Below are 23,441 nucleotides of genomic sequence, written 5' to 3'. Positions count from 1 at the left end.
CTTTATGCTCAACGATAATGTATTTTTATTCACTAATACTGCATGAATATTGATACTATCACGACCTAAGGTGTGTCAACAATGAAAAACAATTTACCGCCATTTATCGAGATTTACCGCGCATTGATCGCCACACCGTCCATCAGCGCCACCGAAGAATCCCTCGATCAGAGTAATCAAGGTTTAATCAATCTGCTGGCGGATTGGTTCGCCACTCTCGGCTTTAAAGTCGAAATTCAGCCCGTTCCAGGAACGCGCAATAAATTCAATATGCTCGCCAGCGCCGGACAAGGCGCTGGCGGGCTATTACTGACCGGTCACACCGATACCGTGCCGTTCGATGATGGTCGCTGGACACGCGACCCGTTCACGCTGACCGAGCACGACAACAAGCTGTACGGCCTCGGCACCGCCGACATGAAAGGTTTCTTCGCCTTTATTCTCGATGCGCTACGGGATGTGGATGTCACGCAGTTGAAAAAGCCACTCTACATTCTCGCGACGGCTGACGAAGAAACCAGCATGGCGGGCGCACGCTATTTCTCGGAATCCACGTCGCTACGCCCGGACTGCGCGATCATCGGCGAGCCCACGTCGTTGCAACCCGTGCGCGCCCATAAAGGCCACATTTCCAACGCCATTCGCGTACTTGGGCAATCCGGTCACTCCAGCGATCCCGATCGCGGCGTGAATGCCATCGAACTGATGCATGACGCGATTGGCCGGATTATGCAATTGCGTGACTCGCTAAAAGAACGCTATCACTACGACGCATTCGCCGTGCCGTACCCAACGCTGAACCTTGGCGCCATTCATGGCGGCGACGCGTCGAACCGCATTTGTGCCTGTTGTGAACTGCATATGGATATTCGTCCGTTACCGGGTATGACGCTCGACGATCTCAACGGCTTGCTGAATGAAGCACTCGCACCGGTCAGTGAGAAATGGCCGGGCCGCCTAACTGTTTCTGAATTGCATCCACCGATTCCAGGTTATGCCTGCCCGCCAGACCACCAGCTGGTTCAGGTGGTAGAAAAACTGCTCGGTACGCAAACCGAAGTGGTGAACTACTGCACCGAAGCGCCTTACATTCAAACCTTGTGCCCAACGCTGGTGCTCGGCCCTGGCTCTATCAATCAGGCGCATCAACCAGATGAATACCTCGAAACGCGCTTCATTAAGCCAACACGCGAGCTGATTACTCAGGTTGTTCACCACTTTTGCTGGCATTAATTCTGCCGTCACCCTCTCCGCATGAGAGGGTGATCCTCCTCACAATTCCATAAGCAACGCTTATCTCACTGCCACAGAGTTAAGTTTGGCAAATTTCTGCCAATTCTTCGTTTGCTGAAGCGATTTCGCAACAATTGACGTAGGGGTTTTTACGTGGCTTTATAAAGTGAAGACGAGAAAATACCGAATATCATGTCCAAACGATTTTGACCGGCTGCCAGCGGTAGTCTTGCGGTTGTGCGAAATCCAGCGACATACATAAATGAGATGGGGTGTCTGGGGTAATGAACGAACAATATTCCGCTTTGCGTAGTAATGTCAGTATGCTCGGTAAGGTGTTAGGGGAAACCATCAAGGATGCCCTTGGCGAGAACATTCTTGATCGCGTTGAAACCATTCGTAAGTTGTCAAAATCCTCCCGAGCGGGCAATGAAGCCAATCGCCAGGAGCTGCTTACCACGTTACAAAATCTGTCCAATGATGAACTGCTGCCGGTCGCCCGCGCGTTCAGCCAGTTTCTGAATCTGGCGAATACCGCCGAGCAATATCACAGCATTTCGCCGAATGGCGAAGCGGCCAGCAACCCGGAAGTGATTGCCCGCACCCTGCGCAAACTCAAAGATCAGCCCAACCTGAACGAAGCGACCATTAAAAAAGCGGTCGAAGCGCTGTCGCTGGAACTGGTGCTCACCGCGCATCCGACTGAAATTACTCGTCGGACGCTGATCCACAAAATGGTGGAAGTGAACAACTGTCTTAAGCAGTTGGATAACAAAGAGATCGCCGACTACGAACAGCACCAGTTGATGCGCCGTCTGCGCCAGCTGATTGCACAGTCCTGGCACACCGATGAAATTCGTAAGCATCGCCCAAGCCCGGTGGATGAAGCCAAATGGGGCTTTGCGGTCGTCGAAAATAGCCTGTGGGAAGGCGTGCCGAATTACCTGCGCGAACTGAACGAACAACTGGAAGAGAACCTCGGCTATCAGCTTCCAGTCGATTTCGTACCGGTTCGCTTCACCTCCTGGATGGGCGGTGACCGCGATGGCAACCCGAACGTCACCTCTGACATCACCCGCACCGTGCTGCTGCTCGGTCGCTGGAAAGCCACCGATCTATTCCTGAAAGACGTGCAGTTGCTGATCTCAGAACTGTCGATGGTGGAATGCACCGACGAACTGCGTGAATACGTGGGCGAAGCGGGCGCAGCCGAGCCTTACCGTTATCTGCTGAAAACCCTGCGCAGCCAACTGATGGCGACTCAAGCATGGCTTGAAGCCCGCCTGAAAGGTGAAAGACTGCCGAAACCAGCGGGCCTGTTGACGCAAAACAAACAACTGTGGGAACCGCTGTACGCCTGCTACAAATCTCTGCAAGCCTGTGGCATGGGCATCATCGCCAACGGTGAGCTGCTCGACACCCTGCGCCGCGTGAAGTGTTTCGGCGTGCCGCTGGTGCGCATCGATGTGCGTCAGGAAAGTACCCGTCATACCGAAGCGCTGGGCGAACTGACCCGCTATCTCGGCATCGGCGACTACGAAAGCTGGTCAGAAGCCGACAAACAGGCGTTCCTGATCCGTGAACTGAATTCCAAGCGTCCGCTGCTGCCACGCCAGTGGGAGCCGAGCGAAGAAACCCGCGAAGTGCTCGACACCTGCAAAGTCATTGCCGAAGCGCCGAAAGGTTCGGTTGCCGCCTACGTTATCTCGATGGCAAAAACACCGTCCGACGTGCTGGCCGTACATCTGCTGCTGAAAGAAGCCGGGATCGGTTTTGCGCTGCCGGTCGCGCCACTGTTCGAAACCCTTGATGACCTCAATAATGCCGACGATGTGATGACGCAATTGCTGAACATCGACTGGTATCGCGGCTTCATTCAGGGCAAACAGATGGTGATGATTGGCTATTCCGACTCCGCGAAAGACGCGGGCGTGATGGCCGCCTCCTGGGCGCAATATCAAGCGCAGGACGCATTAATCAAAACCTGTGAGAAAGCGGGTATCGAGCTGACTCTGTTCCACGGTCGCGGCGGTTCTATCGGTCGTGGCGGTGCGCCAGCGCATGCCGCTCTGCTCTCACAACCACCAGGCAGCCTGAAAGGCGGTCTGCGCGTGACCGAACAGGGCGAGATGATCCGCTTTAAATACGGTCTGCCGGAAGTGACCATCAGCAGCCTGTCGCTGTACACCAGCGCGATTCTGGAAGCGAACCTGCTGCCGCCGCCGGAACCGAAGCCGGAGTGGCGTCACATCATGGCTGAGCTGTCGGACATCTCTTGCGACATGTATCGCGGCTATGTGCGTGAAAATAAAGATTTCGTGCCGTACTTCCGTTCAGCAACGCCTGAACAGGAACTCGGTAAGCTGCCGCTGGGCTCGCGTCCGGCTAAGCGTCGCCCGACCGGCGGCGTGGAATCTCTGCGCGCGATCCCGTGGATCTTCGCCTGGACGCAAAACCGTCTGATGCTGCCAGCCTGGCTCGGTGCCGGTGCGGCGCTGCAAAAAGTGGTGGAAGACGGCAAACAGAGCGAACTGGAAACCATGTGCCGCGACTGGCCGTTCTTCTCCACGCGCCTCGGGATGCTGGAAATGGTGTTTGCTAAAGCCGACCTTTGGCTGGCGGAATACTACGATCAGCGTCTGGTGGCAAAAGAGCTATGGCCGTTGGGTACTGAACTGCGCACGCAGCTGGAAGCGGATATCAAAGTGGTGCTGGATATTGCCAACGACTCCCATCTGATGGCGGATCTGCCGTGGATTGCCGAGTCGATTCAGTTGCGTAACGTCTACACCGACCCGCTGAACGTGTTGCAGGCCGAACTGTTGCACCGTTCACGTCTGGCAGAAGAAGAAGGCAAAGAGCCGGATCCACGCGTTGAACAAGCGCTGATGGTGACCATCGCGGGTGTTGCGGCGGGTATGCGTAACACCGGTTAAGCGTAGTCTCACCGGGCTGCACAAACAAAAATCCCCGCGATTATTCAGCGGGGATTTTTTTATCGCGAAGCAGAAATTACTGCAGGTCGAAGCGATCCAGATTCATCACTTTCACCCATGCCGCGACGAAGTCTTTCACAAACTTCTCTTTGGCATCGCTGCTGGCATACACTTCCGCCAGCGCACGCAGTACCGCGTTAGAACCGAACACCAGATCGGCGCGGGTCGCCGTGTGCTCCACCTCACCGCTCTGACGGCAACGGCCTTCAAACAACTCGGCAGATTCGTCGGTCGCTTTCCACTCGTTGCCCATATCCAGCAGATTCACGAAGAAATCGTTACTGAGTACGCCCAGACGTTCAGTGAACACGCCCGCTTTCCCGCCATCAAAGTTTGCACCCAGTGCACGTAACCCCCCCACCAGCACAGTCAGTTCCGGTGCGGTCAGCGTCAGCTGCTGAGCTTTATCGATAAGCAGCGATTCCGTGGTTGCCGCATCCAGACGAGCGCGGTAATTACGGAAACCGTCAGCCGCAGGCTCCATCAGATTGAACATCTCCACATCAGTCTGATCCTGGCTCGCATCCACACGTCCTGGAATGAACGGCACACGCACGCTGACACCCGCCGCTTCTGCAGCCTGTTCAACACCCACGATGCCTGCCAGCACGATGATATCGGCCAGTGAAGCTTTACCTGACGCTTTCTGAATGGCTTCAAGGGTTGGTAATGCTTTAGCCGCGACGGCGTTCACATCCCAATTGCGCTGAGGCGCCAGTGCCAGACGCGCACCGTTCGCACCGCCACGCTTATCGCCACCACGGAAAGTCGATGCCGATGCCCATGCCACCGAAACCAGTTCACTGACGGACAGGCCAGAACGGGCAATTTCGGCTTTCAGGTGATCAATATCTGCCGGCGTTGGATTCAGCGTTGCTTTTGGCAACGGATCCTGCCAGATCAGATCTTCTTTCGGCACTTCCGGTCCGATATAGCGCGCTTTTGGCCCCATATCGCGGTGAGTCAGTTTGTACCATGCACGCGCAAAGGCTTCGTTGAAAGATTGCGGATCGTTGAGGAAACGACGAGAAATTCTCTCGAATTCCGGATCGAAACGCAGCGTCAGATCGGTAACCAACATGGTCGGTTTACGTTTCTTCGACGGATCGAATGGATCAGGAATGATGTCCGGTGCATCCACAGCTTCAAACTGAATCGCACCCGCCGGGCTGCGAGTCTGTACCCACTCGTATTTGAACAAGTTCTCGAAGAAATAGTTGCTCCATTGCGTCGGGGTTTGCGTCCAGACCACTTCCAGACCAGAAGTGATGGCATCCGCACCGACACCGCTCCCATGGCTGTTGGTCCAACCCAGGCCTTGTGATTCAATCGGGGCCGCTTCTGGATCGACACCAACATTGCTTGCCGATGCCGCACCGTGTGTTTTACCGAGAGTATGACCACCAGCAATAAGCGCGACAGTTTCTTCGTCGTTCATGCCCATATTGCCGAACGTCGCGCGAATGGCTGATGCCGCAGACAGCGGTTCACCGCTGGCGTTTGGCCCTTCCGGGTTCACGTAAATCAGGCCCATTTCCGTGGCCGCCAGCGGGCGTTTCGCCAGTGCTTCCGGATCACGGTGTTCCAGCCAGGCTTTTTCATCGCCCCAGTTTACGTCGAGGTCCGGTTCCCAAACGTCTTCACGTCCGGCACCAAAACCAAAGGTACGGAAGCCGGAGTTCTCCAGCGCCACGTTCCCGGCGAGGATAAACAGGTCAGCCCAGGAAATTTTCTGGCCGTATTTCTGTTTGATAGGCCACAGCAGACGACGCGCTTTATCGAGGCTAACGTTATCCGGCCAGGAGTTCAGCGGCGCAAAACGCTGCTGACCACGACCCGCGCCGCCACGACCATCAACAGAGCGGTAAGTGCCCGCGCCGTGCCATGCCATACGGATAAACAGGCCCGCGTAGCTGCCCCAGTCGGCAGGCCACCACGGTTGAGAGTCGGTGAGTAAGGCTTTGAGGTCGCCTTTCAGTGCGGAGTAATCTAATTTACTGAATTCTTTGCGGTAATCAAACTCTTCCCCCAGCGGGTTAGAGCGGTTGGAGTGCTGATTGAGGAGGTCTACACGGAGTTGCTTAGGCCACCAGTCACGAGTGCTCGTGCCTGCCCCGGCACTTTCATCATGACCGCTTTGATGGAATGGACACTTCCCTCCGCTTGCGGCTGACAACGTATTATGATCGTTTTCGTTTGTGCTCATCTTCCTGCTCCCTTTCGTATTTTCAAACCAAGATATACAGCTCTGCAGATAAGTTATAGATGAAAAAATCTACAGATTTGATAGTTATTTCCTTCTGGTTATGAACAAGATAACAAAAGTTTCTCAAAGAAATGTCGATGGCTCCGTAAAATTTCAACAATATCCCTCAATAATATGAGGAATAGTGCGTAGCAAAGACACTCGGATAAAAAAGGAAGATAAGCAGAGAGAACAGAGGGATACAGCAAAGAACAAGGCCCTCAACCGAGGGCCAAATCAGTTACACCGCCGGGCGAACGCCCAGAGTGTGGCAAATGGCATAGCTCATTTCGGCGCGGTTCAGGGTGTAGAAGTGGAAATCTTTCACGCCTTCGCGGCTGAGGATTTTCACCATGTCCATCGCGATGTTCGCGCCGACCAGCTTGCGGGTTTCCGCATCATCGTCCAGCCCTTCAAACATTTTCGCCATCCAGGTTGGGATGCGCACGTTGGTCATGTCAGCAAATTTCTTCGCCTGTTTGAAGTTCGACACCGGTAAAATACCCGGAATGATTTCAACGTCGATACCGGTCGAGGCACAACGATCGCGAAAACGCAGATAGCTTTCGACATCAAAGAAAAATTGGGTGATGGCACGGTTGGCTCCGGCATCGACTTTGCGTTTCAGGTTGAGCAAGTCGGCCTGGGCGCTTTTCGCTTCCGGATGCACTTCCGGGTAAGCCGCGACAGATATATCAAAATCACCGACGTCTTTAAGCAGGCCGACTAAATCCGCCGCATACATATCTGGTTTACCGCTGCCCGGCGGCAGGTCGCCGCGCAGGGCGACAATGTGACGAATGCCGTTATTCCAGTAATCTTGCGCGATAGCACGCAGTTCGTCGCGGCTGGCATCAATACAGGTCAGATGCGGCGCGGCTTCAAGTCCGGTGCGATCCTTAATGCCTTTAATGATGCTGTGCGTGCGGTCGCGTTCGCCCGAGTTCGCACCGTAGGTCACGGACACAAACTTCGGTTTCAGGCTGCTCAGACGGTCGATAGAGGCCCACAGGGTTTGCTCCATTTCACTGGTGCGCGGCGGGAAAAATTCGAAGGAAACGTTAATCTGACCCTGTACTTCGGCCAGACTCTGATTCAGGGCTTCCCGCTGGTTGGCGTGAAAAAAGCTCATACCTTACCTCTTCAATCGCTTATCGTTATGTTGTTGTGTTATGAGCATCTATACGTTTAGACGTCCAGAAGTCAAAAATGACTGAAAAGCGGCGAGCCGTCAACTAAAAATAACGTACAGAGTGTGAGGATTGTTCAGCGAAGGTGAAAATAATTCATGTAGAGAGGCGGTAGACGGGGTACGGCGTTTAGCTTCTTTCACACCACCGCCCGGCGGCACTGCGTTTGCACGGGCCTACGCTCCCCTGTAGGCCCCGGCGCAAAACAACTACAGCAGTTGAGCCAGACGGTTGATGTCCGACTGAATGGCACCTGCGGTGACATCACGACCAGCACCCGGGCCACGGATCACCAACGGATTATCGCGATACCAGCGGCTTTCGATGGCAAAGACGTTATCGCACGGCAATAGCGCCGCGAGTGGATGCTCCTGACGTACGGCTTCGACGCCGACTCGTGCCTTGCCGTTGGCATCAAATCGTGCCACATAACGCAGCACCAGACCCATTTCGCGCGCGGCTTCCAGACGCTGAATCATCTGTTCGTTCAGCTCGTCACCGCTCTCAAAGAAGTGATCGATAGACCCTTCTTCGCAATGCGAAGGCACCAGCGATTCCACACGTACCTGATCGGGTTCGATGTCATAACCCGCTTCACGAGCGAGGATCACCAGCTTACGCATGACGTCTTTCCCGGAAAGGTCGACGCGCGGGTCGGGTTCGGTCAACCCTTGCTGCCACGCCTGATCCACCAGCTCGGTAAACGGCACGGTGCCGTCAAATTGCAGGAACAGCCACGAGAGCGTGCCAGAGAAAATACCGCTGATAGACAGAATCGAGTCGCCGCTATCACGCAGATCGCGCACGGTGTGGTTCACCGGTAGACCCGCGCCGACGGTCGCGTTATACAACCAGTGACGGCCCGTTTTCTCAAATGCGTCATGGATCTGGCGGTATTTGTCGCTGGTGCTGGCCCCGGCGAGTTTATTGGCGCTGATCACGTGGAAACCGTGGCTGGCGAAATCCAGATACTGATCGGCCAACTGCTCACTGGCAGTGACATCCAGTACCACTAAATCATCGTAGGGGTGCGCACGCATCCACAGGAATAGCGATTCCTCGTCTTGCTCCACCGCTTCATCATTAAAGAAAGCGAGCGCACGACTTGCATCCAGTCCTTCGTAATTCAGCAGGCTGCGACGACTGTCCACCACGCCTGCCAGAACAAATTCAAATCCGGTACGTGCTGAGAGCGTGCTTTGCTCGCGAGCAAACAACTCCAGCCAGCGGGAGCCGATATTGCCCTTGCCAAATAACACCAGGCCAATGCGTTTTTCCGCACGGAACAGCGACTGATGCAGACCCTGAATCAGGCTTTCGGTCGGACCGGTCCGCAGTACCGCCACCAGACTGATGCCCTCTTCCGACTGCCAGGTAAATTCGACCGGCTGGCCTTTCAGTTGTTGCCAGAAACGATGGCAATGTAATGGGTTACGAGTGACGCCCGCTCCCACCATCGCGATCAGTGCCAGGCCCTGACGCAGACGCAATTCGCCAGGCAAGCCCGCTTCATCCAGCAGTTTCAGTGCGCTGTCGGCCACTTCGGCGGTATAACAAAATTGCAGCAGATGGCGATCGGTATGCACGCCGACGGCGAGTGGACGCACCTGTGTGCGCTTAAGAACCAGATCGATTTCTTTGTGCGCCAGTTTGAAATCTTGTCCCGCAGGCACCTGAAATTCAATCAGGCAGACGTCATCATGACTGGTGACAATCCGCGCACCAGTCCCCGACGCCAGCACGCGTTCGATGCGTGTTGAGCCTTGATCCGGCGTGTAACTGCAACGCAACTGTAGATCGATATCGCTGCCGGAAACGGGTTGCAGCGTGCGGGTATGCAGGACCGGAGCCGCCAGACGCGCCAGTTCGCTGGCTTCGTCGAGACGCAACAGCGGCAGCAGACACGCATCTTTTACTTTGCGCGGATCGGCGCTGTAAACGCCTGCAACGTCGCTCCAGATAGTGACACGCGAAACGCCTGCCAACGCACCAATCTGCGTGGCTGAATAGTCAGAACCGTTACGGCCCAGGAGCACCGTATGGCCTGCATTGTCGCGACTGATAAATCCAGTGACCACCAGACGTTTGTTTGGATGCTGCGCCAGCAATTGCTGAAGCAGCGGGAAAGAGAGGCCTTCATCGACCTGCGGTTGGGGCGCAAATTCGGCACGCAAAAATGTGCGAGCATCGAGCCATGCGGCATCCAGACCTTGTTGTTGCAAGACGGCGGCCATCAAACGCGCAGACCACACTTCACCGTGGCCCACCACTTCGGCGTACACCGCGTCGTTGATACCGCCGTCGAGGAGTGCAGCCAGACGTTCAAGATCATGAATAAATTCGGCGATCATGCTGTCGGCCACGTCCGCAGGCAGTAAACCGGTCATCAGCTCAATCTGATAACGGCGCAGCGCCTGCTGAACCTGATGCGCAGAGAGCCTATCGGTCTGGCTGAGTTTCAGCCAGCTGATAAGCTGGTTGGTGGTGCTGCCTGCGGCTGAAACGACCATCATGTCTTCTGGCTGCGAGTGCTCAGCCATAATCCCTGCCACGCGCAGGTAACATTTCACATCCGCCAGACTACTGCCACCAAACTTGTGCAGTTGACGACCTTTCGCCCCTGCCTGCGCTATCACACTCATTTTTATTCCTCGTTTGCTGCCCGGAACCCATTTTCCAGGTCCGCAATTAAATCTTCACTGTCTTCAATACCCGCCGAAATACGCAGCAGCGTTTCCGAAATGCCAGCCGCCGCACGGGCTTCTGGTGCCATACCCGCATGAGTCATGGTCGCCGCGTGGGAAATCAGGCTTTCCACGCCGCCTAACGACTCCGCCAGCGTGAACAGTGACAACCCGCTCAGGAAACGACGCAGTGTGCTTTCATCGCCGTCCAGTTCAAAACTGAGCATCGCGCCAAACCCTTTCTGCTGGCGGGAAGCGATCTCATGGCCCTGATTTTCCGGCAGAGAAGGATGATACAGCTTTTTCACCAGCGGTTGCTGCTTCAGGAACTCAACAATTGCGTTGGCGTTGCGCTGTGCCACTTCCATTCGCGGCGAAAGTGTACGCAGACCACGCAGCAGCAAATAGCTGTCGAATGCGCTACCGGTGACGCCGATATTATTCGCCCACCATGCCAGTTCGGTGACGGTATCCTGATCTTTCGCAATCACTACGCCTGCCACCACATCGGAGTGACCGTTGAGGTATTTGGTACAGGAATGCAGAACCAGATCGGCCCCCAACGCCAGCGGGTTTTGCAACGCAGGGCTCAGGAAGGTGTTATCGACGACGCTCACCGCGCCTGCCGCACGGGCAAGCTCACAGATTTTTGCAATATCCACCACGCGTAACAGCGGGTTACTTGGGCTTTCGATAAGCACCAGCTTTGGTTTTTCCGCCAGCGCCGCTTTCAACGCTTGCTCGTCGCCTTGATCGACAAACAGCACGCGATAACAGCCGCGTTTAGCGAGGCTGTCGAACAAACGGTAGCTGCCGCCGTAACAATCGTGTGGGGCCACCAGCAAATCGCCGGGCTTCAGGAAAACAGTGGTCACCAGATGGATAGCCGACATCCCGGTATTCGTCAGAACGGCACCTGCACCGCCTTCCAGTTCCGCGAGTGCGCGCTGTACGACGTCACGCGTCGGGTTACCGCGACGGGAGTAGTCATGAGCGCGAGGCTCGTTAAATCCGGTGAAATTGTAAGTACTGGAAAGGTGGATCGGGGGGACAACGCAGCCATATTGCTCGTCATCATTTAACCCGCTACGCACTGCGATAGTGGCTGGTTTACGCGTCATAGTGAATCGTTCCTGGCTTCATCGGTGAAAGTCAGGCCTCAGATTACCCATTGGCAAGATAGACGTCAATACATCTGGACATCTAAACTTCTTTGCGTATAGATTGAGCTATCGCGAAATAGCCGTTAAAATTATATGCATTAGCGCACATCCACAGAGGCTTTGCTGGTGTCATGGTCACACCTCTCAGGTAAACTGTGCGGAATTATGGTCCGGGCGAGCGCTCAGGCCTTTTATTAATGATTAGAGGATGAGAGTCTCATGGCTGAATGGAGCGGCGAATATATCAGCCCCTACGCTGAGCACGGTAAGAAGAGTGAGCAGGTCAAAAAAATTACGGTGTCCATTCCGCTGAAGGTCTTGAAGATCCTCACCGACGAACGCACCCGTCGCCAGGTGAACAACCTGCGCCACGCCACCAACAGCGAACTGCTGTGTGAAGCATTCCTGCATGCGTTTACCGGTCAACCGCTGCCGAATGATGAAGACCTGCGTAAAGAGCGCAGCGATGAGATCCCGGAAGCGGCGAAGATTATTATGCGTGAACTGGGAATCGACCCGGATACGTGGGAATACTGATTTTCAGATACAAAAAAGGCGCCTTTCGGCGCCTTTTTTTCGGTTCGCTTATTTAGCGCCCGGGATGCTGAAACGCTTGTTGAAGCGGTCAACACGGCCACCGGTAGCAACATCACGCTGCTTGCCAGTGTAGAACGGGTGGCATTTGCCGCACACGTCCAGGTTCAGAGAATGACCAACGGTAGAACGGATGGTCATTACGTTACCGCAAGAACAGTTTGCAGTAACTTCTGCGTAATTTGGGTGAATACCTTTTTTCATGGGAAACCTCAGTGAAGGCCGCGTCGCTCTTCCAGCCCTAACGCCAGACACCACGCGAAGTTAATAGTATAGGTCTTTTGGTATCACTTATGTGCACCAAAGGCGGCGAATCATACAGAATTTAACCAGGGGTTGCAATCCTTCCGCTCGTCTCCTTAGTGTAATGTGTATACTAACGCGCTCCTTTTCAAGTCAGGAAGATTCGATGCCCGTCGCACACGTTGCCCTGCCCGTTCCGCTTCCCCGCACGTTTGACTATCTGCTGCCCGAGGGCGTCAGTGCTCAGGCCGGGTGTCGCGTGCGCGTGCCGTTTGGTAAACAGCAGGAGCGCGTGGGTATTGTGGTGTCAGTCAGCGATGACAGCGAACTGCCGCTCGACAACCTGAAAAGCGTGCTTGAAGTGCTGGATACCGAGCCGGTTTACTCGCCCGCCGTCTGGCGCATGCTGCAATGGGCGGCGGAGTATTATCATCACCCGATTGGCGATGTGTTGTTCCACGCGCTGCCGATTCTGCTGCGTCAGGGGAAACCCGCCAGCGCCGCGCCACTGTGGTACTGGTTTGTAACGGAACAGGGTCAGGCAGTAGATATCCAGACGCTCAAGCGTTCCGCTAAACAGCAGCAGGCTTTGGCCGCACTGCGGCAGGGGAAAATCTGGCGTCATCAGGTCGCCGATTTGGAATTTAACGACGCGGCGTTACAGGGCTTACGCAAAAAAGGTTACTGCGATCTGGCAAGCGAAGCGCCTGCAATCGGCGACTGGCGCAACGGTTATGCGGTCACGGGTGAACGCTTGCGTTTGAATACCGAGCAGGCCACCGCTGTGGGCGCCATTCACAGCTCGTCGGATACCTTCTCGGCCTGGCTGCTGGCAGGCATCACGGGTTCCGGTAAAACAGAAGTGTACTTGAGCGTGCTGGAAAACGTACTGGCTCAGGGTAAGCAGGCGCTGGTGATGGTGCCGGAAATCGGCCTCACGCCGCAGACTATCGCCCGCTTCCGCGAACGTTTTAACGCGCCCGTCGAAGTGCTTCACTCGGCACTGAACGACAGCGAACGGCTTTCTGCCTGGTTGAAAGCCAAAAATGGCGAAGCCGGGATCGTGATTGGCACGCGCTCTTCCTTATTTACACCTTTTAAAAATCTCGGCGTGATCGTCATCGACGAAGAACACGACAGTTCCTATAAACAGCAGGAAGGCTGGCGCTATCACGCCCGTGATTTAGCGGTCTGGCGTGCGCATAATGAGCAAATTCCGATCATCCTCGGCTCCGCGACCCCCGCACTGGAAACGTTACACAACGTTCGCCAGGGAAAATATCATCAGCTAAAGCTGACGAAACGCGCCGGTAATGCGCGTCTGGCGAATCAGCATGTGCTGGATTTGAAAAGTCAGCAACTGCAGGCGGGGCTTTCTCCGGCGCTGATCAGCCGTATGCGTCAGCATTTACAGGCCGATAATCAGGTCATTTTGTTCCTCAACCGTCGCGGTTACGCCCCGACGCTGTTGTGCCACGAATGCGGCTGGATAGCAGAATGCCCGCGCTGCGACAGTTACTACACGCTGCATCAGGGCCATCGTCATTTGCGTTGCCATCACTGCGACAGCCAGCGACCGATCCCGCGTCAGTGCCCGTCCTGCGGTTCAACCCATCTGGTGCCTGTTGGTTTAGGGACTGAACAGCTTGAAGAAGTGCTGGCCCCGCTGTTTGCCAATGTGCCCATTTCGCGTATCGACCGTGACACCACCAGCCGCAAAGGCGCGCTGGAACAATACCTGGCAGAAGTGCATCGCGGCGGCGCGAGAATTCTCATCGGCACCCAGATGTTGGCGAAAGGCCACCATTTCCCGGATGTGACGCTGGTTGCACTGCTGGATGTGGACGGTGCGCTATTCTCGGCAGATTTCCGTTCCGCCGAGCGTTTTGCGCAGCTCTATACCCAGGTTTCCGGTCGTGCGGGTCGCGCAGGAAAACAGGGCGAAGTGATCCTGCAAACGCATCACCCGGAACATCCGCTGCTGCAAACCCTGCTGCATCAAGGTTACGACGCCTTTGCCCAACAGGCGCTGGCGGAGCGTCAAACGCTACAGCTCCCGCCGTGGACCAGCCATGTGCTGATCCGTGCCGAAGATCACGATAATCAGCAAGCACCGCTGTTTCTCCAGCAGTTGCGAAACCTGATTCAGGCGAGTCCACTGGCCGATGACAAACTGTGGCTGCTCGGCCCGGTCCCTGCGCTTGCGCCTAAACGTGGTGGCCGCTGGCGCTGGCAGATTGTGCTGCAACACCCGTCCCGCCTGCGTTTGCAGCACATCGTTGGCGGTGCGATGGCGCTGATTAACACCCTCCCTGCTTCACGCAAAGTGAAATGGGTGCTGGACGTTGACCCGATCGAAGGCTAACCCCTTGAGCTGCGAGGCAGATCGAAAAATTTAGCATCCGTCACAATTTTCATGAAATTTGTGTAACTCCCCGGACTTACTCTCTGATAAAAAAGAGACTGTTGTCAGAGACAGCGGAAGTCTCTGCCCCCGTAAGCGAGGAGAACCCAGGTGAAGTCCAAAAAAGAGGTTGTTTCGGCAACCATGAAGGATGTGGCCCAGAAAGCGAATGTCTCAACGGCAACCGTTTCCCGGGCATTGATGAACCCCGACAAAGTGTCGCAGTCCACACGTAATAAGGTGGAAAAAGCCGCTTTAGATGTGGGGTATTATCCTCAGGCTCTGGGGCGTAACTCCAAACGCAACGAGTCGAGGACCATTCTGGTGATAGTGCCGGACATCTGCGATCCTTTCTTTAGTGAAATAATCCGGGGTATTGAAATTACCGCTGCCGAGCAGGGGTATCTGGTGCTGATTGGCGACTGCGCTCATCAGAATCAGCAGGAAAAAACTTTCATCGATCTCATCATCACCAAACAAATCGACGGCATGCTGCTGCTGGGTTCGCGCCTGCCGTTTGACGCCAGCATTGAAGAGCAACGGAATTTGCCGCCAATGGTCATGGCTAACGAATTTGCGCCAGAGCTTGAGCTGCCGACGGTTCACATTGATAACCTCACGGCCTCGTTTGACGCGGTTAACTTTTTACATGAACTGGGCCACCAGCGCATCGGTTGTATCGCCGGGCCGGAAGAAATGCCGCTGTGCCATTATCGCTTGCAGGGCTACGTTCAGGCTCTGCGCCGCAGCGGTATTACGGTCGACCCGCATTACATCGCCCGCGGTAACTTCACATATGAAGCGGGTGCCAACGCACTCGAACAACTGCTGGCCTTACCGCAACCGCCAACAGCCGTCTTCTGTCATAGTGACATTATGGCGCTTGGCGCACTGTCGCTGGCAAAACGGCGTGGCCTGAAAGTGCCTGAAGACTTGTCGATTATTGGCTTCGATAACATTTCATTGTCCGAGTTTTGCGACCCGCCACTCACCACCGTTTCGCAGCCACGTTTTGATATTGGTCGCGAAGCGATGCTGCTGTTGCTCGATCAGTTAAGCGGTCAAAATGTCAGCAGTGGTTCACGCCTGCTTGACTGTGAACTGGTTGTTCGCGGTAGTACCGCTAAAAATAAGCCTTAATCAAAACGGCTTTCGGACTTGCGCTTCTGGTCAAAGCCCCGCCGCTTAAGTAACATGGCGGACTGATGAACGAATAAATACAGCGAAACGATAGTGGCACAACGAGATTATGTAAGCCGCAGCAAGCCTGCTGCTTCGCGGCGCAAAAAGAGTCCTCCGCGGAACTCACGGAAAAAGCAAAGCAGCTTGCCTGCGGTCTCACCTACCATGGTCGCGATTGCGGCAGCTGTGCTGGTTGCCTTTATCGGTGGCCTGTACTTCATCACCCATCACAAGAAAGAAGAAGCCGAAGCCTTACAGGGCCGTCAGGCGACAGGCAATGGTTTGCCGCCGAAGCCGGAAGAGCGCTGGCGCTACATTAAAGAACTGGAAAGCCGCCAGCCGGGCGTCCGTGCGCCAACCGAACCGTCTGCGGGCGGTGAAGTGAAAAATGCCAACGAACTGACGGATGAACAGCGCCAACTGTTAGCGCAAATGCAGGCCGATATGCGTCAGCAGCCAACGCAGCTGACAGAAGTGCCGTGGAACGAACAAACACCGGCACAACGCCAGCAGACGCTGCAACGTCAACGCCTCGTTCAGCAAGCCCAGCAGGCGCAGCAACAGGTCCAACAGCAGCAGTATTCGCAGACCCAGCCGGTCCAGGCGCAACGCACGCAGCCTCGTCCAGCGGAACAGCCTTATCAGCAACCGCAGCAAACACGCACAGTGCAGAGCCAACCGGCCCCAGCACCGCGCCAGACGCCGCCGAAGCAAACAACACAGCCTTATCAGGATCTGTTGCAAACGCCATCGCATACCACCGCAAGCCAGCCGAAAACGCAGCAGGCAGCCCCGGTAACGCGCGAGCCAGAAGCAGCAAAACCGACCACAGAGAAGAAAGACGAACGTCGCTGGATGGTACAGTGTGGTTCGTTTAAAGGTGCTGACCAGGCCGAAACTGTTCGTGCGCAGTTAGCGTTTGAAGGTTTTGATTCCCGTATCACCACCAACAACGGCTGGAATCGTGTCGTGATTGGCCCGGTGAAAGGCAAAGACAACGCCGATGGCATCCTCTCCCGCCTGAAGGTCGCCGGTCACACAAACTGTATTCGTCTCGCCGCCGGGGGTTGAAACCCCCAAATTGCCCCCCATCTATTAAAGCATTCTGCCCCGTACAATGTGCGGGGCCTGTATTCTGCTTTACACCCAGGGGGTCCTCTCGTGACAACAATAGTAAGTGTTCGCCGTAACGGTCATGTCGTTATTGCCGGTGATGGTCAGGCCACGCTTGGCAACACCGTCATGAAAGGCAACGTGAAAAAAGTCCGCCGTTTGTATAACGACAAAGTGATCGCTGGTTTTGCTGGCGGCACTGCGGATGCTTTCACGCTGTTTGAACTGTTCGAACGTAAACTGGAAATGCATCAAGGACATCTGGTGAAAGCCGCGGTTGAACTTGCCAAAGACTGGCGTACTGACCGCATGCTGCGCAAGCTTGAAGCGCTGCTGGCTGTTGCAGATGAAAATGCCTCGCTCATCATCACCGGTAACGGTGATGTGGTGCAGCCTGAAAACGATTTGATTGCCATTGGCTCCGGCGGCCCGTACGCCCAGGCCGCAGCCCGTGCGCTGCTGGAAAATACCGAGCTTGGCGCTCGTGACATTGCGGAAAAAGCGTTGGGAATTGCGGGCGATATCTGCATCTACACCAACCATTTCCACACCATCGAAGAATTACCTTCTAAAGCGTAAGGATCTCCTATGTCTGAAATGACCCCACGCGAGATTGTCAGCGAACTCGACAAACACATTATCGGCCAGGACGCGGCAAAGCGTTCTGTGGCTATCGCCCTGCGTAACCGCTGGCGTCGTATGCAGCTCGACGAAGAGCTGCGTCACGAAGTAACCCCGAAAAACATTCTGATGATCGGCCCAACCGGCGTCGGCAAAACTGAAATCGCTCGCCGTCTGGCGAAACTGGCCAATGCGCCGTTCATCAAAGTGGAAGCGACGAAGTTCACCGAAGTGGGCTATGTAGGTAAAGAAGTTGATTCTATCATTCGCGATCTGACAGATTCGGCCATCAAAATGGTGCGCATGCAGTCGATCGACAAAAACCGTTATCGCGCAGAAGAAATGGCGGAAGAACGCATTCTCGACGCGCTCATTCCACCAGCCAAAAACAACTGGGGCCAGTCCGAAGCGCCACAGGAACCTTCAGCTGCGCGTCAGGCATTCCGCAAAAAACTGCGTGAAGGCCTGCTCGACGATAAAGAAATCGAAATCGATCTTGCTGCTGCGCCAATGGGCGTAGAAATCATGGCGCCTCCTGGCATGGAAGAGATGACCAGTCAGTTGCAGTCTATGTTCCAGAACATGGGCGGCCAGAAGCAAAAACCGCGCAAGCTGAAAATCAAAGAAGCGATGAAGCTCTTGATTGAAGAAGAAGCGGCGAAACTGGTGAACCCGGAAGAGCTGAAACAGGACGCCATCGACGCTGTTGAGCAACACGGCATCGTGTTTATCGATGAGATCGATAAAATCTGTAAACGCGGCGGTAACTCTTCCGGTCCGGATGTCTCTCGTGAAGGCGTTCAGCGTGACTTGCTGCCGCTGGTCGAAGGCTGCACCGTTTCCACCAAGCACGGCATGGTCAAAACGGATCACATTCTGTTTATCGCCTCCGGCGCTTTCCAGGTTGCCAGCCCGTCAGATCTGATCCCGGAACTGCAAGGCCGTCTGCCGATTCGCGTTGAGCTTCAGGCGCTGACCACGCACGACTTTGAACGTATTCTGACTGAGCCAAACGCTTCTGTAACCGTACAGTACAAAGCATTGATGGGTACGGAAGGCGTGAATATCGATTTCACCGAAGATGGCATCAAACGTATCGCTCAGGCCGCCTGGCAGGTCAACGAAACCACCGAGAACATTGGTGCTCGTCGTCTGCACACCGTCCTGGAACGTCTGATGGAAGATATTTCCTATGACGCCAGCGAACGCCAGGGCGAATCCTTTACCATTGACGCAGAATATGTGAGTAAACACCTCGATGCGTTAGTGGCAGATGAAGATCTGAGTCGTTTTATCCTATAATCCCGGTAATTGCATTTTCATCACCGTTGATGGGGGCTTTTGGCCCCCATTTTTATTGGCTGGAACAATGACTGAACAATCACTGAGTCGTACCCAGGCGTGGCTGGAAAGCCTTCGCCCGAAAACGTTGCCCCTGGCATTTTCTGCCATTGTTGTCGGCACTGCACTTGCCTGGTGGCAGGGACACTTCAACCCGTTGGTCGCGCTGTTGGCGTTAGTCACCGCCGGGCTGCTACAAATTCTCTCTAATCTGGCGAACGATTACGGCGATGCGGTCAAAGGCAGCGATAAACCCGATCGTATTGGGCCGTTGCGCGGGATGCAAAAAGGCGCCATTACTCAGGAACAGATGAAGCGGGCGCTGATCATCACCGTGGCGCTAATTTGTTTATCCGGACTGGCGTTGCTGTTTACCGCTTATCAGTCGGTGGCTGATTTTATCGGTTTCCTGGTATTGGGCTGCGTATCAATCATTGCAGCCATCACCTATACCGTCGGCACTCGCCCGTACGGCTACATCGGTCTGGGCGATATTTCGGTGCTGATTTTCTTCGGCTGGCTCAGCGTAATGGGCAGTTGGTATCTTCAGGCACATACCCTTGAAGCAGTGACGTTCTTACCTGCGACGGCTTGCGGTCTGCTGGCAGCCGCCGTACTGAACATTAACAATTTGCGCGACATCACCAGCGACCGCGAAAACGGCAAGAACACGCTCGCTGTGCGTCTGGGGCCGGTTAACGCACGCCGTTACCACACAGCGCTGCTCATCGGCGCACCGCTGTGTCTGGCGCTGTTTAACCTGCTGGCATTGCACAGTCTTTGGGGCTGGCTGTTTATTCTTGCCGTTCCATTACTCATCAAACAGGCACGCTTTGTGATGAGTCATCTTGACCCGGTCGATATGCGTCCGATGCTGGAACGCACGGTAAAAGCGGCCCTGCTGACTAACCTTTTGTTTGTGGTTGGAATTGTGCTGAGCCGCCTGTTTGCTTAACTGACAAATATCAATTAACAATTGATGATTTTGCCAACAATGCGAATAGCGCGATATACTGAAATCACTCGCAGCAACTGAACGTTAAGCCTATGAAATACGATACATCCGAGCTTTGCGACATCTACCAGGAAGATGTCAATGTCGTTGAACCGCTGTTCTCCAATTTTGGTGGACGGTCGTCGTTTGGTGGACAAATTATCACGGTGAAATGTTTCGAGGATAACGGGCTGCTGTACGATATGCTCGAACAGAACGGTCGTGGCCGCATTCTGTTGGTGGATGGCGGCGGTTCAGTACGCCGTGCATTGATCGATGCTGATCTCGCGCGTCTGGCGGTTCAAAACGAATGGGAAGGCCTGGTGGTCTACGGCGCGGTGCGTCAGGTAGATGACCTGGAAGAACTGGACATTGGCATTCAGGCCATGGCCGCCATTCCGGTGGGAGCCGCAGGTGAAGGCGTTGGCGAAAGCGACGTGCGCGTCAATTTCGGCGGCGTGACCTTCTTCTCAGGTGACCATCTCTACGCCGACAATACCGGTATTATCCTGTCAGAAGATGCTCTCGACATCGAGTAAAACGGTTCCCATTAAAAAAGCCTTCTCATTGAGAAGGCTTTTTTGTTTTATCAGTCTTACTGAATCTTGCCTAAGAAGTCACGTTTACCCAGCGGCACGCCTGCATGGCGCAAAATGTCATAGGCCGTTGTGGTGTGGAAATAGAAGTTAGGGATAGCGAACTGGAAGACATAGTTACGGGCAGTAAAATGCAGTTGATGCTCGCGAGCCTGAACCATGATTGGGCGCTCGTCATCCCCATCCAGTTTTGAGTCCTCAACACTTTTCAGGAACGCGACCGTTGCGGCGATGCGATCCTGGAGCTGCGCAAAGCTATTCTCGTTATCTTCCATTGCCGGGGCTTCAACGTTCGCCAGGCGGGCAATGGCGCGCTTAGCCATATCACAGCTCACCTGGACCTGCTGTTTCAGCGGGAACATATCTTCCGCCAGTTTCGCCTCCAGTAATGCTGATTCCTCAAGCCCTTTCTCTTTCGCCGAGGCCAATCCTTTCGCAAGAACCGCATCCAGACTCACCAGACCGTGGATGAACTGTGCTTTTGTTTCGCTATACAGTGACATTTCTCGTTTCCTTTATGATTGCAGTGCATTTGCATATGCGTTTTCACACGAGCATAAGCGTAGGGCGTGACGAAGAGTAGCGCGAATTGTGCGCCTAATTGTGGCCTTAAGAATGCAAAAAATCCGTCACCCCACAAAGGATGACGGATTTTGAATTTGCACGTCCGGAAAAGCGTTAGTAAAGCTTTTTAGCGCAATCCAGCAGCTCGTTCTTGAACGGACGCTTCATGTTTTCGATGGCATCAATGATGTCGTGATGAACCAGTTTTTCGTTCTGGATCCCGACACAACGACCACCGAAGCCTTCCAGCAGCAGATCGATCGCATACGCGCCCATACGGGAAGCGAGAATACGGTCGTAAGGCACCGGAGAACCACCACGCTGAATGTGACCGAGGACGGTCGCGCGGGTTTCGCGTTTGGTTTCGGTTTCGATGTATTTCGCCAGCTCGTCGATGTCACACATGTGTTCGGTGATAGCAACAATCGCGTGCTTTTTACCTTTAGCAATACCGGCCTTGATTTCAGCTACCAGGTCATCACGGCTGAATTCCACTTCTGGAACCACCACGAACTCACAGCCGCCAGCAATCGCTGCTGCCAGAGTCAGATCGCCACAATAGCGGCCCATCACTTCAACGATGGAAATACGCTGGTGAGAAGAAGAGGTATCACGCAGACGGTCGATTGCTTCAACCACAGTACCCAACGCTGTGAAATAACCGATGGTGTAGTCTGTACCTTTGATGTCGTTATCAATGGTGCCCGGCAGACCGATGCAGGGGAAGCCCATTTCAGTCAGACGCTTCGCGCCCATATAAGAACCGTCACCGCCGATAACCACTAACGCGTCCAGGCCGCGTTTTTTCATGTTCTCGATAGCCACTTCACGGATGTGCTCTTCACGGAACTCAGGGAAACGCGCTGAGCCCAGGAAGGTGCCGCCACGGTTAATCATGTCGGAAACGCTATAGCGATCAAGTTGAACCATGCGGTCTTCGTACAGACCGAGGTAGCCATCATAAACACCAAAAATTTCCAGTCCTTCCGAAAGCGCTGCACGCACAACACCACGAATGGCTGCGTTCATGCCCGGGGCATCGCCGCCGCTTGTCAACACACCGATTTTCTTAATCATGACTACCTCTGAACTTAGGAATGCTAAAAATTATTCTGTTGCCCGAAGCGCCCCCACAACAGGGAGAGATCGACTATATGAGAAATAGTATATCAAGTGCTTCGTGCTGAATTGATTCAGGTCAGGCCAAATGGCGGTAATTTATCCAAATCATGCCGATTCGACCCATCTTTTTACAACGAATTACGAAAGTCCAAAAAGCCCTGCCGCCCCATAGGGACCACAGAACACGGGTCCTGATGAATAATGACATCCGAACCCGGAAAGCGTAGCAAAAGAGCCTGCTCTACTTGTTCAGCCACCAAATGAGCCTGAACTAATGGCAAGTTATCTTCCATTTCCAAATGAATCTGAATAAAGCGGGTCGGCCCTGACTGCCGCGTTCGAAGGTCATGCGCACCGCTCACACCCGGCCAGGTGCTCACGATATCGATAATATCCTGACGTTCTTGATCGGGGAGCGCGCGATCTAACAGCGACTGCACGGCTTCATGCCCCATGCGTATTGCACTATACAAAATATAGATGCCAATCCCCAATGCAAACAGTGCATCAGCGCGATGCCAGCCGTACCATGCCAGCGCCAGCGCAACCAGAATGGCACCGTTCATCATAACATCAGACTGATAATGAAGCATATCAGCGCGCACGGCCTGGCTTTGCGTCTTGCGGACCACCCAGCGCTGGAAGGTAACCAGGATCATCGTACTGATGAGCGCAATCACCGTTACCACCATGCCAACGCCCGGTTCGCGCATCGGCTCCGGGGTAATTAAATGCTGAATGCCGGTCAAAAACAGAAATAGAGCTGAACCCGAAATAAACATACTTTGTGCCAGCGCCGCCAGCGATTCCGCTTTACCGTGACCAAACGTATGTTCTTCGTCTGCCGGTTGCAGCGAATAACGCACCACCAGCAGGTTAGTCAGCGAGGCGGCGATATCCACCAATGAATCCACCAATGCCGCCAGAATACTGACGGACCCGGTGTACCACCACGCAAAAATTTTGATCAAAAGTAACACCGATGCCATCGCAGTCGCGGCAATTGCCGCCCGGCTGACCAATCGGCCATAGGTTTGATTCATAAGCACTCCCACACTCTTCTGCGGGTAGTATAGCGGAATGTGTCAATGGGGAGTTGGCGGAAAAAAGGTAAAAAAAACCCCCTCATCATGAGGGGGAAGACAGGGATGGTGTC

18 protein-coding genes are annotated in these 23,441 nt (G+C 54.5%); 10 read left to right on the top strand and 8 right to left on the bottom strand.

The features are described 5' to 3' along the window. The first annotated feature begins 81 nt into the window (after positions 1–81). Positions 82–1,233: an acetylornithine deacetylase gene (argE, locus tag VH187_RS18895; RefSeq protein ID WP_329702993.1), complete on the top strand. Its 1,152-nt coding sequence runs from the start codon at positions 82–84 to the stop codon at positions 1,231–1,233. A gap of 284 nt (positions 1,234–1,517) precedes the next feature. Continuing rightward, positions 1,518–4,169: a phosphoenolpyruvate carboxylase gene (gene ppc / locus VH187_RS18890; RefSeq protein WP_329702992.1), complete on the top strand. Its 2,652-nt coding sequence runs from the start codon at positions 1,518–1,520 to the stop codon at positions 4,167–4,169. A 76-nt stretch (positions 4,170–4,245) separates the two neighbouring features. Here ppc and katG read toward each other — a convergent pair whose 3' ends face one another. The 4 genes from katG to metB form a co-directional block, all read right to left on the bottom strand. Continuing rightward, positions 4,246–6,435: a catalase/peroxidase HPI gene (gene katG, locus VH187_RS18885; RefSeq protein WP_329702991.1), complete on the bottom strand. Its 2,190-nt coding sequence runs from the start codon at positions 6,433–6,435 to the stop codon at positions 4,246–4,248. A 280-nt stretch (positions 6,436–6,715) separates the two neighbouring features. Further along, positions 6,716–7,606: a methylenetetrahydrofolate reductase gene (metF, locus tag VH187_RS18880; RefSeq protein WP_329702990.1), complete on the bottom strand. Its 891-nt coding sequence runs from the start codon at positions 7,604–7,606 to the stop codon at positions 6,716–6,718. A 267-nt stretch (positions 7,607–7,873) separates the two neighbouring features. Further along, positions 7,874–10,306 (bottom strand): bifunctional aspartate kinase/homoserine dehydrogenase II, encoded by a 2,433-nt coding sequence (locus VH187_RS18875; protein ID WP_329702989.1) that lies wholly within the window; start codon positions 10,304–10,306, stop codon positions 7,874–7,876. A 2-nt stretch (positions 10,307–10,308) separates the two neighbouring features. After that, entirely contained in the window at positions 10,309–11,469 is a 1,161-nt protein-coding gene (metB, locus tag VH187_RS18870; protein WP_329702988.1) for a cystathionine gamma-synthase, read from the bottom strand. A 261-nt stretch (positions 11,470–11,730) separates the two neighbouring features. Between metB and metJ the strand changes: the two genes are divergently transcribed. Continuing rightward, on the top strand, positions 11,731–12,048 hold the full coding sequence (gene metJ, locus VH187_RS18865) for a met regulon transcriptional regulator MetJ (RefSeq protein ID WP_072571323.1): 318 nt from the start codon (positions 11,731–11,733) through the stop codon (positions 12,046–12,048). Positions 12,049–12,096: 48 nt separating this feature from the next. Here the strand turns inward: metJ and rpmE are convergent, their stop codons facing one another. Next, the gene (rpmE, locus tag VH187_RS18860) at positions 12,097–12,309 is read right to left on the bottom strand and encodes a 50S ribosomal protein L31 (protein WP_329702987.1); all 213 of its coding nucleotides are present in this window, start codon (positions 12,307–12,309) and stop codon (positions 12,097–12,099) included. A 205-nt stretch (positions 12,310–12,514) separates the two neighbouring features. Between rpmE and priA the strand changes: the two genes are divergently transcribed. The 7 genes from priA (at position 12,515) to rraA (ending at position 20,542) form a co-directional block, all read left to right on the top strand. Next, complete coding sequence (priA, locus tag VH187_RS18855; RefSeq protein ID WP_329702986.1) at positions 12,515–14,713, top strand: primosomal protein N'; 2,199 nt, start codon at positions 12,515–12,517, stop codon at positions 14,711–14,713. Between the two features lie 150 nt (positions 14,714–14,863). Next, the gene (gene cytR, locus VH187_RS18850; RefSeq protein ID WP_329702985.1) at positions 14,864–15,892 is read left to right on the top strand and encodes a DNA-binding transcriptional regulator CytR; all 1,029 of its coding nucleotides are present in this window, start codon (positions 14,864–14,866) and stop codon (positions 15,890–15,892) included. A gap of 93 nt (positions 15,893–15,985) precedes the next feature. Then, entirely contained in the window at positions 15,986–17,005 is a 1,020-nt protein-coding gene (gene ftsN, locus VH187_RS18845; protein ID WP_329702984.1) for a cell division protein FtsN, read from the top strand. 90 nt (positions 17,006–17,095) lie between these two features. Next, entirely contained in the window at positions 17,096–17,626 is a 531-nt protein-coding gene (gene hslV / locus VH187_RS18840) for an ATP-dependent protease subunit HslV (protein WP_049839591.1), read from the top strand. Positions 17,627–17,635: 9 nt separating this feature from the next. Continuing rightward, positions 17,636–18,970 (top strand): HslU--HslV peptidase ATPase subunit, encoded by a 1,335-nt coding sequence (gene hslU, locus VH187_RS18835; protein WP_329702983.1) that lies wholly within the window; start codon positions 17,636–17,638, stop codon positions 18,968–18,970. Positions 18,971–19,037: 67 nt separating this feature from the next. Further along, positions 19,038–19,964 (top strand): 1,4-dihydroxy-2-naphthoate polyprenyltransferase, encoded by a 927-nt coding sequence (menA, locus tag VH187_RS18830; protein ID WP_329702982.1) that lies wholly within the window; start codon positions 19,038–19,040, stop codon positions 19,962–19,964. Positions 19,965–20,056: 92 nt separating this feature from the next. Next, complete coding sequence (gene rraA, locus VH187_RS18825; protein WP_329702981.1) at positions 20,057–20,542, top strand: ribonuclease E activity regulator RraA; 486 nt, start codon at positions 20,057–20,059, stop codon at positions 20,540–20,542. A gap of 56 nt (positions 20,543–20,598) precedes the next feature. Here rraA and VH187_RS18820 read toward each other — a convergent pair whose 3' ends face one another. From VH187_RS18820 to fieF, 3 genes are all read right to left on the bottom strand, one after another. Then, positions 20,599–21,102, bottom strand: a complete 504-nt coding sequence (locus tag VH187_RS18820; protein WP_329702980.1) for a DUF1993 domain-containing protein — start codon at positions 21,100–21,102, stop codon at positions 20,599–20,601. A 175-nt stretch (positions 21,103–21,277) separates the two neighbouring features. Next, positions 21,278–22,240 (bottom strand): 6-phosphofructokinase, encoded by a 963-nt coding sequence (gene pfkA / locus VH187_RS18815; protein ID WP_329702979.1) that lies wholly within the window; start codon positions 22,238–22,240, stop codon positions 21,278–21,280. 173 nt (positions 22,241–22,413) lie between these two features. After that, the gene (fieF, locus tag VH187_RS18810; protein WP_329702978.1) at positions 22,414–23,328 is read right to left on the bottom strand and encodes a CDF family cation-efflux transporter FieF; all 915 of its coding nucleotides are present in this window, start codon (positions 23,326–23,328) and stop codon (positions 22,414–22,416) included. Positions 23,329–23,441: the final 113 nt, after the last annotated feature.

The sequence above is a fragment of the Scandinavium sp. genome, assembly GCF_036271055.1.
GTDB lineage: Bacteria > Pseudomonadota > Gammaproteobacteria > Enterobacterales > Enterobacteriaceae > Scandinavium.
The sequence above is the reverse complement of the archived record's forward strand: the minus strand, read 5'-3'. Positions and strand labels throughout refer to the sequence as shown.

What these genes read in the sequence shown, in the direction of transcription:
- argE (WP_329702993.1), top strand. Translation starts at nt 82, where the DNA reads ATGAAAAACAATTTACCGCCATTTATCGAGATTTACCGCGCATTGATC.
- ppc (WP_329702992.1), top strand. Translation starts at nt 1,518, where the DNA reads ATGAACGAACAATATTCCGCTTTGCGTAGTAATGTCAGTATGCTCGGT.
- katG (WP_329702991.1), bottom strand. Translation starts at nt 6,435, where the DNA reads ATGAGCACAAACGAAAACGATCATAATACGTTGTCAGCCGCAAGCGGA.
- metF (WP_329702990.1), bottom strand. Translation starts at nt 7,606, where the DNA reads ATGAGCTTTTTTCACGCCAACCAGCGGGAAGCCCTGAATCAGAGTCTG.
- VH187_RS18875 (WP_329702989.1), bottom strand. Translation starts at nt 10,306, where the DNA reads ATGAGTGTGATAGCGCAGGCAGGGGCGAAAGGTCGTCAACTGCACAAG.
- metB (WP_329702988.1), bottom strand. Translation starts at nt 11,469, where the DNA reads ATGACGCGTAAACCAGCCACTATCGCAGTGCGTAGCGGGTTAAATGAT.
- metJ (WP_072571323.1), top strand. Translation starts at nt 11,731, where the DNA reads ATGGCTGAATGGAGCGGCGAATATATCAGCCCCTACGCTGAGCACGGT.
- rpmE (WP_329702987.1), bottom strand. Translation starts at nt 12,309, where the DNA reads ATGAAAAAAGGTATTCACCCAAATTACGCAGAAGTTACTGCAAACTGT.
- priA (WP_329702986.1), top strand. Translation starts at nt 12,515, where the DNA reads ATGCCCGTCGCACACGTTGCCCTGCCCGTTCCGCTTCCCCGCACGTTT.
- hslU (WP_329702983.1), top strand. Translation starts at nt 17,636, where the DNA reads ATGTCTGAAATGACCCCACGCGAGATTGTCAGCGAACTCGACAAACAC.
- menA (WP_329702982.1), top strand. Translation starts at nt 19,038, where the DNA reads ATGACTGAACAATCACTGAGTCGTACCCAGGCGTGGCTGGAAAGCCTT.
- rraA (WP_329702981.1), top strand. Translation starts at nt 20,057, where the DNA reads ATGAAATACGATACATCCGAGCTTTGCGACATCTACCAGGAAGATGTC.
- VH187_RS18820 (WP_329702980.1), bottom strand. Translation starts at nt 21,102, where the DNA reads ATGTCACTGTATAGCGAAACAAAAGCACAGTTCATCCACGGTCTGGTG.
- pfkA (WP_329702979.1), bottom strand. Translation starts at nt 22,240, where the DNA reads ATGATTAAGAAAATCGGTGTGTTGACAAGCGGCGGCGATGCCCCGGGC.
- fieF (WP_329702978.1), bottom strand. Translation starts at nt 23,328, where the DNA reads ATGAATCAAACCTATGGCCGATTGGTCAGCCGGGCGGCAATTGCCGCG.